The following is a 14,004-nucleotide window of genomic DNA, read 5'->3' as shown; positions in this document are numbered from 1 at the left end:
AGCATCCACTTCGAAGGACGGATCGACGGCTACGTGGATCTGTAAGTAATGGGTGACACAGAACTATGAACACCCTCATTAGGGCTGATCATAGTGCCCGCCAATGGCGAATATATAAATAGAATGATCATCAAATCTATATATCAATCGATCCTTCTGGGATATTCGCTTCGACCAAAACCCGGAAAGATTATGTTTTAAAGGCTCTGGTTTCCCCAAGCCAGAAGATGGGTTGTCAGAGCGAAGCATTTCTTGCAGGAGTTTGCATAGAGCTTTATGCAGTTTCTTGTCTTTTTCCCGCATTTGCTCATATGCCTCCCAGGTGTTCCCCTCAAATACCAGTGATCTCATCCATCTGCTCTTTGGTCGGTTTATAGCCTTGGCTATGTTTGTGGGTTTCAAGAGAGGCTGCAATTTGCTGCATCAGATCACGATTTTGCAGAACGGACAGAGTTTCTTGCTCACGCTCCCAGTCTTCAGCGCTCAAAACGACAAAGTCCTCGCCAGCTCTACGGGTAACTTTCAAGGGTTCATGCCTGCTAACCACCTGTTCTACAACGCTTTTCAGATTATCTCGAAATTTGTTTACGCTTATGGTATCCATATAGTCACTATTATGTACGGGAATTCCGTACAATTTTACAAGGGAGGCTCTCGCAAGGCAAATCAGTCTGACGGTTTTTCCATTACGTGCTTTTCGGTTTATTCTGCCACCACACAGTCCGCTTACGGTGAAATCCTTGTCAGCGAGATGATCCATATTCATAAAAACAGGGCCAAAAATGACGATGACAGCCAGATTTTTATGAGTGTGATCGACGTTGAAAAACCCTGTGCAGCTGCTGCCCCAAAAGAAAGCCGGATACCTGCGAATATGCTCTGCATCATATGATTGCCAGCCGGGTTATTTTTCTGAAAATCATGCGGTTTGCAGGCCAAGGGTATTACCCCATCAATCTCAGTCGACTACGGCTGTCATCTATCTGACTCCAAATCGCAACATGAACGTCAAGGGCTGGCCATCGGGTTGTCATCGGTCAACGGCTTAATCCGGCTGATGAGATTTGTTGCGGAGAGACCATGGCCCTGACTCGTCGGGAGTTCCTGTTGGACAGCGCCAGTACCAGCCTGTTTGCCCCGGTAGTCAAGCCGGGTGGGAAACGTACGCCTTACCCGTTCCAGCATGGCATCGCCAGTGGCGATCCGCTGACCGATCAGGTCTTGCTGTGGACGCGTATCACGACGACCGGGAGTGCGTTTGGTATTTCCTATCGCTGGCTGATAACCACGGACCCGCAGCTGCAGCAGGTCGTGCAGGAAGGAACCGGTTTTACCGATGCCAGCCGTGATTTTACCGTCAAGGTGGATGTTGGCGGTTTGCAACCGGCCACTACTTATTATTACGCCTTCGAGGCCGACGGCCATTACTCCGATGTCGGCCGCACCCGAACCTTGCCGGAAGGGTCTGTGGCGCATTTACGTATTGCCTACACCTCGTGCTCCAACTTTGCCAAAGGTTATTTCAATGTGTATCGGGAGCTGGCGCAGCGGGCCGATCTCGATGCCATTTTGCACCTGGGCGATTATATCTATGAATACGCTGATCTTGACGATTGTCTGCACAGTGGCCGTATTAACGTGCCTTTGCATGAGACTCGTTCGTTGCAGGATTATCGCCAGCGCCACGCCTGCTACAAGCAGGACAAGGACTTGCAGGAAGTGCATCGCCAGCATCCGTTTCTGGTGATTTGGGATGACCATGAAGTGGCCAATAATGCCTGGACGGGTGGGGCCGACAACCACGATATCGAGAGCGAGGGCGACTGGCGTTCACGTCTGAGTGGTGCGGTGCAGGCGTATCTGGAGTGGATGCCAATCCGTGAACCGTCGCAACCGGAGATGGGGATCTATCGCAGCTTCCGGTTTGGGGATCTGGTCGACCTGAGCATGCTGGACACCCGGCTGGCCGGGCGTGATGCCCAGGCCGAGTCGATGGAAGAGCGCAATTTGCCCGGTCGTACGTTGTTGGGTTACTCCCAGGAAGAGTGGCTCTACACCAATCTCGCCAACGCCCAGCAACAGGGAGTGACCTGGAAGCTGAGTGGTCAGCAAGTCATGGTGGCCCAGCTGGGCACCAATGATATGCCCTTCAATTACGACCAGTGGGATGGCTATCCTGCTGCCCGTCAACGCCTGTTTGATGCCGTCAGTCAGGCCAATGTCGATAACTGGGTGGTGCTCACCGGGGATATTCATTCATCCTGGGCGTTTGAGTTGTATCAGAATCCGTTTGCGGCGGAGACGGGCAAACCACTGGGGGTGGAGTTTGTGACACCGGCAGTCACTTCGCCGGGTATCGAGAGTTATGCCCAGGCGCAGATGGCCGCTGCCTCGCTGGAAGCCCTGCTGCCGCATCTGGCGTTTGTGAATTTTTACTTCCGCGGTTATGTGTTGCTGGACATTACCCACGACCGTCTGCAAGCGGAATGGTGGGTGGTCGATAATATCGATAGCCATCGCTACAGCAGCGATTGCCTGCGGGCATTGCAAGTGCCACAAGGCAGTAACCAGTTACAACCGGCGCAGGGGATTACCCAGGCCAAGGCTGCGCAGCCTCTGGCACCGGCCTTTGCCGATGATCTGGCCTTTTTGCGCCACTGGAAACAGCGCTACAACCACCTGGATGGTGTGCTGGCGAACCATACCGAGCGTGGGGCACTCTGATCCAGAACGGTATCACCTTGTTGGCACTCACTGGCACAAATGCTTGTTGAGCGCTTGCGCCGAGTGTAAGAGCCGCCTCAGAATACAGGTCTTCTTCACACAGGATGTCCATCATGGATTCACTTTTCTCGCTGGTTTTTTCGGTCGAAGCTATTGTCTTGGTGTTTGTGCTGGTACTGGTGCGCAGCAGCATTAAATTTGTACCGCAAAACCGGGCCTGGCTGATTGAGCGATTTGGCAAATACCACTCCACCAAAGAGGCTGGCCTTAACTTTATTGTGCCCTTTATCGATCGGGTAGCCGCCGACCGCAGCCTCAAGGAACAAGCGCAGGATGTCCCCAGCCAGTCGGCGATTACCCGCGACAACATTACCCTGAGCGTTGATGGCGTGTTGTATTTCCGGGTACTGGATCCGTACAAGGCGACTTACGGCGTCGATAACTATGTGTTTGCCGTGACTCAGCTGGCGCAAACCACCATGCGTTCCGAGTTGGGCAAGATGGAGCTCGACCGCACCTTTGAAGAGCGCAGCTTGCTGAACATCAATATTGTGACCTCCATTAACGAAGCTGCCGAGCCTTGGGGTATCCAGGTACTGCGTTACGAAATCAAGGATATTGTGCCGCCGCAATCGGTGATGCAGTCGATGGAAGCGCAGATGAAAGCCGAGCGGGTCAAGCGTGCCCAGATTCTGGAATCCGAAGGGGATCGCCAGTCAGCCATTAACGTGGCCGAGGGTGAGAAGCAGGCGCGGGTACTGGCGGCAGAAGCCGACAAGGCAGAACAGATGCTGCAGGCCGAAGGTGAAGCCCAGGCCATAGTGGCTGTGGCGCGCGCCCGTGCCATGGCATTAAAAATGGTTGGTGATATTGCCAATACCGAGGATGGCCAAAAAGCGATCCAGCTGGAGCTGGCTTCCAAAGCCATTGAGGCCAAGCACGCCATTGCCAAGGAATCGTCTGTTGTCTTGCTGCCCGATAGCGGCACCGATGCCAGCAGCATGGTGGCAACGGCCACTACGATTATCAACAGCCTGAACAAGGGCTAGCAAATACCGCGTCGGCGTCAGGCATCTTGTGCCTGACGGCTTTTGCCGCCACCATCCCCACTTATCACCAATACCACTAATATCACCAATCAGATGCTGCCATGACCACTGCTGTAATTTACCTTGCCGGGCCAGAAGTATTTTTAGCCGATGCCGTCGAACTGGGAATGGCCAAGAAAGCCTTGTGCCAGCGTTACGGTTTTATCGGCCTGTTTCCGCTGGATGCGGAAGTCCAGAGTCCGGACCCCGATGAATTACCCTGGGCGATCAGCCGAGGCAACGAAGCGCTGATCCGGCAAGCGGATATCCTGATTGCCAATCTGACGCCTTTCCGTGGCCCCAGTGCCGATGTGGGCACGGTATACGAGCTGGGTCTGGCGCGCGGGCTGGGAAAACGGCTGTCAGGCTACAGTAATGATCCTGCCTCTTTTCTGGCTCGCAGCTGGTCGCAATTTGGCCCTGCCGGACAGCCAGTCCCAGGCCCGGAGGGCGATATTCGTGATCGGGACGGATTAAAAATAGAAGAATTTGGTCTGCACGATAACCTGATGATCGAGGGTGGCATCCGTCAGTCAGAAGGGACGTTTATCAGTCACGCCGCCAGCGAGGCGACACGTTATACCGACCTGACGGCATTTGAACGTTTGTTGCAGCAGCTGGCGTGACCACCTTGCTCGCCTTAATCACCCTATTACAAGGAAACTCATCATGAGCTACCTGTTGTCACACCTTCCCCAGGCTTTGCTGGTGGCGGGGATTCTGGCTTTGATCGTTGAAGTCGCCATTCTGGGTTTTGCCTCGCTGGTGCTGTTTTTTCTGGGCTTGTCGCTGGTGGTATCGGGCTTGCTGATGCTGGTTGGTCTGCTGCCGGAAACGCCGACTTCGGCGTTATGGAGCAATGCCGCGCTGACTTGCGGCTTTGCCCTGGCATTGTGGCGGCCCTTGAAGCGATTACAAAACGAACAGCAAATCACCCCGGTCAACAGCGACTTTGCCCGTGATGCGTTTGTGCTGGAGCAGGATGTGGATCTCAGCGGCAACAGCAGCCATCGTTATTCCGGCATTGACTGGAAACTCAAAAGCCAACAGCCGCTGGCGGCCGGAACCACCGTCAAGGTGATACGGGTGGATGTCGGGGTGTTGTGGGTTGAGGCATTGGAGCAGGATGCTTGAGCCTGTCCAGAGCGGCAGCGTCTGACACCGGGCCTGACAGCACAACGATCAACAGCACGGCACCCGACAACACAGGGTTTGGCGCAGATGGTTTCTGGCTGACAGGGCAGTGCTTCGATGATCAGCCCTTGGCCACCCTGTGGTCTCACTGGTGTGAGCGTCGCGATGGACTGTCGTTGGCTGCATCGCTCGACCGGGGCGAGATCTTGGTTGACGGGCAGCGCTGCCACGATGCCTCGTTGGTATTAAGGGCAGGGCAAGGGTTTGCCTTCTGGTTGCCCGGGCATCAGGAAGGCCCAGCCGATACGGGCTGGCAATTGTTGTGGCAAAGCCATGAGTTGATGGCGGTGCACAAGCCTCCCGGCTTGGCGGTGTCTCGTACCACCCGCAATACCTACGATACCTTGATCAATCTGGTGCGCCGTCAAAGTCCGGCGACCGAAGCACACTTGCTGCACAGGCTGGATGCGGAGACATCGGGCATTCTGGTCTTGGCCAAGCATTCCGCCGCCAACAAGCGTTGGAAAAAGCGCTTTGACCGTCTGCTGCAACGCAAGTGTTATCTGGCGCTGGTGTATGGCCAGCCGGATTGGCAGCAGCTGGATTTTGAATGTTATCTGGCGGAACGACGTGACAGCCCCATTCGTTGTCAGATGCACGTGGTGGACCCTGAGCAGGATCAGACTGCCTGCGTTGGTGCGGCCAAACTCAGTCGCACCCTGTTTCAGTGTCTGGCCAGTCAGGCCGGGATGACACTGGTGCAATGCGAATTAAAAAGCGGCCGTAAACACCAGTTGCGGGCGCAGCTGGCGGCATTGGGACATCCGATTGTGGCCGACAAGATTTACGCCCACGGCGGCCGCTATTATCTACAGCGCCTGCAGCAGGCGCTAACCCCGGCAGAGATTGCTGATTTGGGTGCATCCCATCATTTGTTACACGCCTGGCAGATTGAATTGAATGCTTATGGCCAGCGGTTCGATATTCAGGATGATCAGTTGTCGGAGCAGTGGCCAGCCTGGGTGCAGCAGTGGTTGAAGCGTACCCGGAGCCAACCGCCCCTCTGACATATGTTAGTCTTGGTTTCTGGATTAGTGGTTGTTTACTGACTCTGGCTGCGGGTGGTCTGGCGTCAGCGGGGTTGGGGGTTGTTGTTGAATATTCTGTTGGTTGAAGATGATCCCCAGCTCAGTCGGGATGTTGGACGTTATCTCAGCAAGGCTGGTTATGGTGTCGAGTATCTGGAGCGGGGGGACTGGGCTGCCCGGTATTTACCGGAGCATCAGGATGTTATCAGGTGTGTGGTACTCGACCTGGGTTTGCCCTATCTGTCGGGCCTGGAAGTACTGGCTGGCTGGCGTCGTCAAGGGATCAGCACACCGGTACTGATTCTGACTGCGCGCAACAGTTGGCAGGAGCGGGTTGATGGTTTGAATGCCGGGGCTGACGATTATCTTGGCAAGCCGTTCCAGAGTGAAGAGCTACTGGCGCGGCTCGAAGCATTACGGCGTCGGGTTGAGCAACAGGGGCAAATTCAGCTGGTGGTGGATGGTCTGATTCTGGATGAAACCAAACAGCAGGTCTCTGATGGTGCCGGCATGTGTGCAAGCCTGACTGCTACCGAGTTCGCCATGTTGCGTTTGTTGATGCAAAAAGCCGGGCAAATTGTCTCCAAGCAGCAGCTGCTGGATACAACCTACGACTGGCAAGAAGAAAAGAATGAAAATCTGGTGGAGGTCTATATCCGCCGCTTGCGCAAGAAAATCGGCCAGCAACGTATCCACACCTATCGGGGTCAGGGTTACTTGATGGGGAAACGCTAATGTGGTCCTTGTCGGCCCGGCTGTTCCGCTCTTTGCTGGTGGGGCAGTTGGTGATCATCGTACTGATTGCCACTGCCACTGCTATCGCGCTGTTTGTATCCGCTACCGATTATTTCAAAACCCGGCTGGAGCATGATCGAGACCTGTTGTTGCAGGAGATTCACTGGCACGACGACCGCATGGATATTGATGAACATATTTTACCGCCTATCTTTGTTGCCCTGGAATCCGGCCATTATTACCAGGTGAACTGGAATGGCCAGCAACTGAAGTCGCCTTCGTTGGGTGATCGGGCGCTGGAAATGCAACGCCTGGCGGGAGAGACCTTGTGGAGCTGGCAGCAGGTCATACCGGAGCAAAACCTGTACGTGATGAGCCAGTCGCTGACGGTGGGGCAGCGGCAGGTAGAGCTGCAGATCGCAGAAGATTTCCTCCCTATTATGGACGTATTTGTACAGGCGTTTGTAACCTTGCTGCTGTTGCTGAGTGTACTGATGGCGGCTATTTTTGTCTGGCAGCGCCGTCAGCTCAACGAGGCGTTATTACCCTTTGAACAGATCCAGCAGCAATTGCGCCAGTTGGCACGGCAGGAACGGGATCACCTGGAAGCACCCGAAATGCAGGAGCTGGAACCTCTGGTGGATGAAATCAACCGGCTGGGTGAACGGACCCGCGAACGTTTGTTACGTGCTCGTATGGCCAGCGGTAATCTGTCGCATTCGTTAAAAACGCCGTTGGCGGTGTTAAACAATCGCCTCAACGATGTCGCCCGCAGTAAGCCGGAAGGGGACTGGCATATTTCTCTGCAGCAAATCGAACAGATGAACCATATGATCGATAATGAAATGAAGCGGGCCAGAATCGCCGGGTTGATGAGTCGGGCACCGCAAATTGATCTGACGGAGCTGCTGCAGCAGCTTTGTCAAAGCATGGCCAAGTTGTATCCCGAGGTGATTATTCGCCAGCAATTACCAGCGGCGTTGCCTTTTCCCGGTGATCGGGAAGATATGTTTGAACTGTTGGGGAATCTGGTGGATAACGCCTGTAAATGGACCTCCACCACTGTTGACGTACAGGCCGCCGAAATTGATGGGCAATTGCAGCTGACGATTACCGACAATGGCCCCGGCGTTGCACCGGAGCAATTGACGGTATTGCATCAGCCCGGGGTTCGGGGGGATGAAAGTGGCCCGGGTTTCGGCTTGGGGCTGGCTATTGTGGCGGATATTGTTGAGCAGTATCAGGGCCGGATCCGATTTGAAAACGGCGCTGAAGCTGGATTGATTGTCCGTCTGTCCTTGCCTCTTAATCCGGATTACCGCTGAGTCAGGCGACCACTGGCCAGCAGTGCTTGTACCCAATAGTGAATATCAAAACTACTGAACCTCTGGCGCAAATTCTCCAGGACTGCCTGATATTGTGGCTCGCTCAGATGCAGGCTGATGAACGTACGGTTTTGTTTTCCCTGAATCTGCTCACTGATGGAAAGCTGGTCAAGGCGGTTGCTATGGCCCCAACCGGTCCAGGAGCTGAAGCCGGGTAATCCCTGTTGCAGTAACCAGTCGGTCACTACATCGGCCTGTCGGGGTGGCAGTGACAGGGTCAGCAATGTGTGTGGTTGTGTGTTGGTCTCGGTTGCACTCATTGGGTGGCCTCCAGAATAAAACGGCGATAAAGCAGTGGCAGAACATACAGGGTCAGTAGCGTCGATGTGACCAGACCGCCGATAACTACAATGGCCAATGGCTTCTGGATTTCACTGCCCGGCCCAGTAGCAAATAACAACGGCAGCAAACCAACCGCACCGGTGCTGGCAGTCATCAATACCGGCCGCAGCCGTCCGGCTGCCGCCTCCAGAATCATCGCCAGTCCGCGCTGGCCCAGTGCCTGTAAATGCCGGAACTGATCAACCAGCACGACACCATTCATAACGGCAATACCTAACAAGGCAATAAAGCCGACAGATGCCGGTACCGATAAGTACTCGCCACTGAGCCAGAGCGCCAGCACTCCACCGATCAGGGCAAACGGGATATTACACAGGATCAGGAGAGCCTCGTTGATGCGGCCAAAGGTGGTAAACAGCACCAGTAAAACCAGTGCAATGGCTACCGGAACCATGACTGCCAGACGAGTATTGGCCCGTTGCTGGTTTTCAAATTCACCTCCCCAGTTGAGGTAATAGCCGCCGGGCAGGTCGATGTGTTGGCTGACAGCCAGTTGTGCGGCGGCGACATAGTCGCTGAGGGCGATGCCTTCGACATTGACGGTGACGACAGCAAAACGCTGACCATTTTCCCGTTTCACCAACACCAGGCCGGGTGTTTCGGTGGCGTTGACCAGTTCCGCCAGCGGTACGGCATCACCCGCGGGAGTGACCAGCCAGTGTTCGTTCAGCAGGGCACTGATTTGTGCCGGGCGGGAATGGCGGAGCAGCAAGGGTACTTGCCTGTCCGGGTAAATCACTTCTCCAGCCCTGATACCTTCCAGAGCGGCCCGCAGAGATTGTTGGACTTCATTAACGGTCAATGCCAGCTGCTGGATACGGGTCGCATCCGGGGTAATGGTCAGATAGTGCATGCCATCCGCCTGGTTCAACATGACTTCTGCTGTACCTGGCAGGGATTTCATCAGGCTGGCAATGCGTTCGGAGACCGCTTGCAGTTGTGACAAGTCTGCACCAAACAACTTGATGGCCAGGTCGCCGCGAGAACCGGAAATCATCTCGGACACTCGCATATCAATCGGTTGGGTAAAGCCGTAGTTCAAACCGGGAAACTGTTCCAGAATGGTACGAATCTGTTCTCTCAGCTCTGCCTTGCTATTGGCTTGCCATTGTTCGACGGGCTTGAGCTGCAAAAACATATCGGTCTCGTTGAGTCCCATCGGGTCCATGCCAAGATCGTCAGAACCGGCGCGGGCAACAATGCGCTGGATATCCGGCACCGCTGCCAGCAAAGCTTTTTCGACCTGGGTATCAATGGCCAGCGAAGCCTCCAGATTGATGGTCGGAATTTTTTCCAGCTGTACGATCAGGTCTCCTTCATCCATCTCAGGCATAAATGCTTTACCGGTCTGAGTGAAAGCCACCAGACTGGCCACCACGGCCAGAGCCAGCCCTGTGAGCATTGGCCATGGGTTGGCTAACGTCCGTTCGAGTGAGCGGCGATAGGCCGACTGCAAGCCAGATACCCATCGCGGGGTGGTTACCTTGTCGGCCTGGATCAGCCAGCTGGTCAGTACCGGAATCAGGGTCAGGGATACCAGTAAACTGCTTGCCAGGGCGAACATAATGGTCAACGCCACCGGGGCAAACAGCTTGCCTTCCAGACCTTGCAAGGTCACCAGTGGTGAAAACACCAGCAGGATAATCAGAGTGCCGGACACAATGGGGACAGCCACTTCGTGAATCGCCCGGAAGATCACATTCAGGCGGGGCAAACCGGCATGACTGGTTTGCAAGCGGGTTACGGTGTTTTCAACCACCACAACGGAGCCATCGACCAGCATACCAATGGCAATCGCCAGTCCGCCGAGACTCATCAGGTTGGCGCTCATGCCGAGTTTGTCCATGATGATAAACGTCATCAGCGCTGACATTGGCAGGTTCACAGCCACTACCAGTGCCGTACGGACATTACCAATAAACAGCCCGAGCAAAACAATCACCAGTACTACGGCGATCCATAACGCTTCGGTGACGGTACCAACGGCCCGCTGGGTCAGGTTGCTGCGGTCGTAAAAGACCCCAATCTCCATTCCGGCTGGCAGGTTGAGGGTGTCGAGAGCTTGCTGGACTCCCTGGATTACTTGGCGGGCATTGGCATTTTTTAAAGCCACGACCAGAGCTTCGACAGTTTCGCCCTGACCACTGTCGGTAACACCGCCATAGCGGGTCAGGCTATCGAGCTGGACAGTGGCAACGTCACTGAGGCGTACCGGGCTGCCGTTACGATAGACCAGGACGCGATTCGCGAGGTCATCCCGCGTGGTGATGCGGCCGGTGCTACTGACCAGAATGGCTTCTTCGCCGTCTTCCAGCCGTCCGGCGCCGTCATTGCGGTTGTTCTGTTGCAGAAAGTGTTGCAAGTCGGCCAGAGTCAGATCGGCCTGTGCCAGGGCTGCCATATCGGGAATCACAGCCCAGGCTTCAACCTTGCCACCCAGGGCATTGATATCGGCGACACCGGGTACCGTGCGCAACAAGGGCCGGATTTGCCAGTCGAGAATACGGCGTTTTTCGGCCAGCGACTGTGGCCCGTCGAGGGTAAACATATACAGTTCGCCCAATGGGGTGCTCATGGGGGCAATTCCGCCACTGATGTCGGCTGGCAGCTCAGGCCAGACAGCGGCCAGGCGTTCGGATACCTGCTGGCGTGCCCAGTAAATATCGGTGCCATCGGCAAAGTCGACGGTAATATCGGTCAGGCCGTATTTTACGACGGAACGCAGGATCGATTGGTTCGGAATACCGAGCAATTCAACTTCGATCTTGCGGGTCACGCGGGTTTCCAGCTCTTCTGGTGGTAATCCCGGAGCCTTGAGGATGATCTTGACCTGGGTTGGAGATATTTCCGGAAAGGCGTCAATCCTCAGGTTCTGATAGCTGACTACCCCTGCGGCCAAGATGCCGAAACTGATCACCAGAATCAGTATCCGCTGCATCAGAACCGTTTGAATCCAGTGCGACAGCATTATTTGTCCTCCTCACTACTGGCTTGCCAATAAGACATCAGGGCCGCCGTGCCGCGGGTAGCCAGTGTTGGCTGCCGGGGCAAGGTCGCGGCCGGGATTAGCAAGTAGCCGCCGCCTTCGGCGATGGGCTTGACCGCCAGCGGTTTGATCTCATGATGCTGTTGTAGGAATACCCAGGATTGGCCCTGAGCCCGGACTCGGGCAGAGGCAGGAATCGCCCAGCCGGACTGCGCCGAGGGAATGGTGACTTGCCAGCGTTGTCCGGGAACCGGTTGTCCTGTTTGTAGTTGCAGCCAGACCTGTTGCTGACCCGTGATGCTGATGCCTTGCTCAATACGCTGCACTGTTGCGGTGTGGGTGTCGGTCACGCTGGGGTCGTCGGAGCCGACAGGACGTACCGCTAACGACTGTCCAGGCTGGAGCTGTTGGACCAGCCGGATCGGTACCTCAACCAGAATCGCCAGGGCACTGTCTGGCCAGAATTCCGCCAGACTTGTGCCCGGGCTGGCGATTTGCCCTGTCTGTTGATTCAGCCGGATCAACCAGCCTGAGCTGCGGCTGTTAAGGGTAAACTCGGCGTCGTGAGTGTTCAGCCATGCGGATGGCAAATGGGTCAGCACCTGTTGGTTGCTGCTGACGCTGTCGCTCAGTTGCTGGCATTCGAGGGATTTTTCTTCGATATCAAGGCGGGTGCTCAGGCCGCTGCGCTGGCGATCTTGCAGATAGGTCAGTCGCTGTTGGCACAGCCGGGCGGTTTGTTGCTGGCGTTGATGATTCTGGATAAACGCCTGTATTTCGTGGCTGTGCAGTTGTAAGAGCGGCTGACCGGCATTGAGATGCTGGCCGGAGGGTTGTAGCCACTGCTCGATCCGGGTTTCGAATGGCATTATCAGTTGCAGGCGCTGGTGGTCACTGACGGCGGTACTGCCAGGCAACACCGCCAGTGGCAGTTGGGCCTGGGTTGTCAGGGTGCTGAATTCGACCCCGAGTCGTTGCTGTTCGGTGCTATCGAGAGGTAATGCCTCGGCCCGATACGTTAGCAGCGGCAGGGCGAGGATACTGGTCAGGGTAACGATCAGTGTGGCGGATGCCAGATTAACCTGCTGTTGTGGTGTGTTGCCCACTCGGCAGTGTGCGGATTGATCTTGGCTCGAATGGCCAGACAACATATTCAAAAACGTCATTGTGGTATCACCCCCTGAAGTTGGTTCCAGTCACTGATGGCTTGTTGGTAAGTAAGGCGGGCTTCGTCAGCCTGTTGCTGCAGTTGCCAGATACTGTTTTGCACCTGTAGCCAGGCCAGCCCTGACAGTTGCCCTTGCTGCCAGGCCCGGTACTGGGCGTTGTACTGCTGGCTGGCGTCGGCGCTCAATTGCTGCAGCTCGGCTACCCGTTGAGCCAGAGCGGGTAACTGGCTGGCCAGCACCTGTTGCTGGCGTTGTAGTTGTTGGCGAACATCCCGTTCGGCCCGCTGTTGTTGTGCCACCTCACGCCATTGCGCCCGTTGGCTCTGGTAACCATCGCTGCCCAGAGGCAGGCTGAGTCCCAGCACAAGCAAATCACTGGTGGGGGTATCCGAGGTCGCGGCAAGATGCTTGACGCCTACAGAGACACTGGGTGTCAGTGCCTGTTGACGGCTGAGAGACTGGTTAAGCAGTGCGTATTGGCGTTGCTCTATCTGGAAACGCAGCAGCGGGTGTTGCTCCAGTGGTTGTGCCGCAGCGGCGGAAAACTGCCAATCGTCCGGCAGATCTTCCTGGCCTGTCCACTGGCGAAACTGGATGGATAAGTCGTGTTGCTGGCTTTGCAAGGTTAGCTGGCTGGCTTTTAATTGCTGCAAGGTTTGCTGCAAGGGCAGGCGATCCGCGGCCGGGCGTTCACCTTGACGAATCAGCAATTGCAACCAGTCGAGTTGCTGGGTCATTGCGCTCAGACGCTTGGCATTTCGCTGTTGCTGTAGCGATAGCTGTTGCCATTGCCACCACCAGTTTTGTAATCGCCCCGACCAAAGCCAGCGTTGATAGTCCCGTTCCGTGTGGATCAATCGGGCTGAGGTCTGGTTGAGTTGGCTGCGGGTGTGATATTGGTTGGGTTTGCTGAGTGTTGCACTCAGGCTTAACTGCCATTCGGAACCGATAGCGGCGGCCGGATCCCCCTGGGTGTAATCGACAGCCAGCTCTGGCGCACTGGTTAACCAGTCTGGGCGACGTTGTTGATACAGTGTTTGCGTGGCGCGCAGGGCCTGTTGCTCTGGAGTGGCTTGCCAGCTGGCTTCCAGTGCGGCGGTAAATGAAGGGGTGGCGTCAGCTTGGCTGGTGGCTGTTAGTAGCAGCAGGTACAGCAGCTGTTGTACGGCCTTTGGGCAGGCTGAGCGGCCAGCTGCTTGCTCTGGTTGGGGTTGCCTGATCATGGCGGAATCTCCTTGATTGATCACAAGAGATTACAAGGGGAGGCTGAACTGAAACTGAATATCACCGGAGGGGCGGCAAATCTGGGAGGCAAGAGGGAAAGGTCACCGGCGGCATCACCGGCAGATATCC

General features: G+C 55.7%; 13 protein-coding genes. 7 read left to right on the top strand and 6 right to left on the bottom strand.

Annotated features, from left to right (window positions below):
- Positions 1–78: 78 nt before the first annotated feature.
- Together Q8W22_RS08335 and Q8W22_RS08330 are read right to left on the bottom strand one after the other, a co-directional pair.
- Positions 79–303, bottom strand: a complete 225-nt coding sequence (locus tag Q8W22_RS08335) for a Txe/YoeB family addiction module toxin (RefSeq protein WP_303434934.1) — start codon at positions 301–303, stop codon at positions 79–81.
- A 28-nt stretch (positions 304–331) separates the two neighbouring features.
- On the bottom strand, positions 332–766 hold the full coding sequence (locus tag Q8W22_RS08330) for a type II toxin-antitoxin system Phd/YefM family antitoxin (protein WP_305452057.1): 435 nt from the start codon (positions 764–766) through the stop codon (positions 332–334).
- Between the two features lie 314 nt (positions 767–1,080).
- On the opposite strand from Q8W22_RS08330, the gene Q8W22_RS08325 reads away from it, so the two are divergent.
- The 7 genes from Q8W22_RS08325 (at position 1,081) to Q8W22_RS08295 (ending at position 8,094) form a co-directional block, all read left to right on the top strand.
- On the top strand, positions 1,081–2,724 hold the full coding sequence (locus Q8W22_RS08325; protein WP_305414783.1) for an alkaline phosphatase: 1,644 nt from the start codon (positions 1,081–1,083) through the stop codon (positions 2,722–2,724).
- 113 nt (positions 2,725–2,837) lie between these two features.
- Entirely contained in the window at positions 2,838–3,773 is a 936-nt protein-coding gene (locus Q8W22_RS08320; protein ID WP_303433093.1) for a stomatin-like protein, read from the top strand.
- Between the two features lie 101 nt (positions 3,774–3,874).
- A complete protein-coding gene (locus Q8W22_RS08315) occupies positions 3,875–4,438 on the top strand; it encodes a nucleoside 2-deoxyribosyltransferase (RefSeq protein ID WP_305452056.1) in 564 nt (187 codons plus the stop codon).
- A 43-nt stretch (positions 4,439–4,481) separates the two neighbouring features.
- Positions 4,482–4,946 (top strand): NfeD family protein, encoded by a 465-nt coding sequence (locus Q8W22_RS08310; protein ID WP_303433095.1) that lies wholly within the window; start codon positions 4,482–4,484, stop codon positions 4,944–4,946.
- Entirely contained in the window at positions 4,943–6,013 is a 1,071-nt protein-coding gene (locus tag Q8W22_RS08305) for an RluA family pseudouridine synthase (RefSeq protein WP_305452055.1), read from the top strand. Before Q8W22_RS08310 ends, Q8W22_RS08305 begins: the two co-directional genes overlap by 4 nt.
- 87 nt (positions 6,014–6,100) lie before the next feature.
- Positions 6,101–6,769 (top strand): response regulator transcription factor, encoded by a 669-nt coding sequence (locus tag Q8W22_RS08300; protein WP_305452054.1) that lies wholly within the window; start codon positions 6,101–6,103, stop codon positions 6,767–6,769.
- On the top strand, positions 6,769–8,094 hold the full coding sequence (locus Q8W22_RS08295; RefSeq protein ID WP_305452053.1) for a sensor histidine kinase: 1,326 nt from the start codon (positions 6,769–6,771) through the stop codon (positions 8,092–8,094). Before Q8W22_RS08300 ends, Q8W22_RS08295 begins: the two co-directional genes overlap by 1 nt.
- On the opposite strand, the gene Q8W22_RS08290 is transcribed toward Q8W22_RS08295, so the two are convergent.
- From Q8W22_RS08290 to Q8W22_RS08275, 4 genes are read right to left on the bottom strand one after another with little or no spacing between them, the layout of a single operon-like run.
- Positions 8,085–8,414, bottom strand: coding sequence for a DUF3240 family protein (locus tag Q8W22_RS08290; RefSeq protein WP_303433101.1), 330 nt, complete (start codon positions 8,412–8,414; stop codon positions 8,085–8,087). The genes Q8W22_RS08295 and Q8W22_RS08290 overlap by 10 nt on opposite strands.
- Positions 8,411–11,464 carry an efflux RND transporter permease subunit gene (locus Q8W22_RS08285; protein WP_305452052.1) on the bottom strand — a complete coding sequence of 1,018 codons (3,054 nt, stop codon included), beginning with the start codon at positions 11,462–11,464 and terminating at the stop codon, positions 8,411–8,413. The genes Q8W22_RS08290 and Q8W22_RS08285 overlap by 4 nt, the downstream gene beginning before the upstream one ends.
- Positions 11,464–12,648, bottom strand: coding sequence for an efflux RND transporter periplasmic adaptor subunit (locus Q8W22_RS08280; RefSeq protein WP_305452051.1), 1,185 nt, complete (start codon positions 12,646–12,648; stop codon positions 11,464–11,466). Before Q8W22_RS08280 ends, Q8W22_RS08285 begins: the two co-directional genes overlap by 1 nt.
- Positions 12,645–13,874 carry a hypothetical protein gene (locus Q8W22_RS08275; RefSeq protein ID WP_305452049.1) on the bottom strand — a complete coding sequence of 410 codons (1,230 nt, stop codon included), beginning with the start codon at positions 13,872–13,874 and terminating at the stop codon, positions 12,645–12,647. Before Q8W22_RS08275 ends, Q8W22_RS08280 begins: the two co-directional genes overlap by 4 nt.
- Positions 13,875–14,004 lie beyond the last annotated feature (130 nt).

Source organism: Oceanobacter sp. 1_MG-2023 (assembly GCF_030689025.1).
In the GTDB taxonomy this organism is placed as follows: Bacteria; Pseudomonadota; Gammaproteobacteria; order Pseudomonadales; family Oceanobacteraceae; genus Oceanobacter.
Note: the sequence above shows the minus strand (reverse complement) of the source record. Positions and strands in the feature narration are given on the sequence as shown.

Bases quoted from the DNA above. Each gene is read 5' to 3' on its own strand.
- Q8W22_RS08285 (WP_305452052.1), bottom strand. From the start codon at position 11,464: ATGCTGTCGCACTGGATTCAAACGGTTCTGATGCAGCGGATACTGATT.
- Q8W22_RS08275 (WP_305452049.1), bottom strand. From the start codon at position 13,874: ATGATCAGGCAACCCCAACCAGAGCAAGCAGCTGGCCGCTCAGCCTGC.
- Q8W22_RS08325 (WP_305414783.1), top strand. From the start codon at position 1,081: ATGGCCCTGACTCGTCGGGAGTTCCTGTTGGACAGCGCCAGTACCAGC.
- Q8W22_RS08290 (WP_303433101.1), bottom strand. From the start codon at position 8,414: ATGAGTGCAACCGAGACCAACACACAACCACACACATTGCTGACCCTG.
- Q8W22_RS08320 (WP_303433093.1), top strand. From the start codon at position 2,838: ATGGATTCACTTTTCTCGCTGGTTTTTTCGGTCGAAGCTATTGTCTTG.
- Q8W22_RS08310 (WP_303433095.1), top strand. From the start codon at position 4,482: ATGAGCTACCTGTTGTCACACCTTCCCCAGGCTTTGCTGGTGGCGGGG.
- Q8W22_RS08280 (WP_305452051.1), bottom strand. From the start codon at position 12,648: ATGACGTTTTTGAATATGTTGTCTGGCCATTCGAGCCAAGATCAATCC.
- Q8W22_RS08315 (WP_305452056.1), top strand. From the start codon at position 3,875: ATGACCACTGCTGTAATTTACCTTGCCGGGCCAGAAGTATTTTTAGCC.
- Q8W22_RS08335 (WP_303434934.1), bottom strand. From the start codon at position 303: ATGCGGGAAAAAGACAAGAAACTGCATAAAGCTCTATGCAAACTCCTG.
- Q8W22_RS08330 (WP_305452057.1), bottom strand. From the start codon at position 766: ATGAATATGGATCATCTCGCTGACAAGGATTTCACCGTAAGCGGACTG.
- Q8W22_RS08295 (WP_305452053.1), top strand. From the start codon at position 6,769: ATGTGGTCCTTGTCGGCCCGGCTGTTCCGCTCTTTGCTGGTGGGGCAG.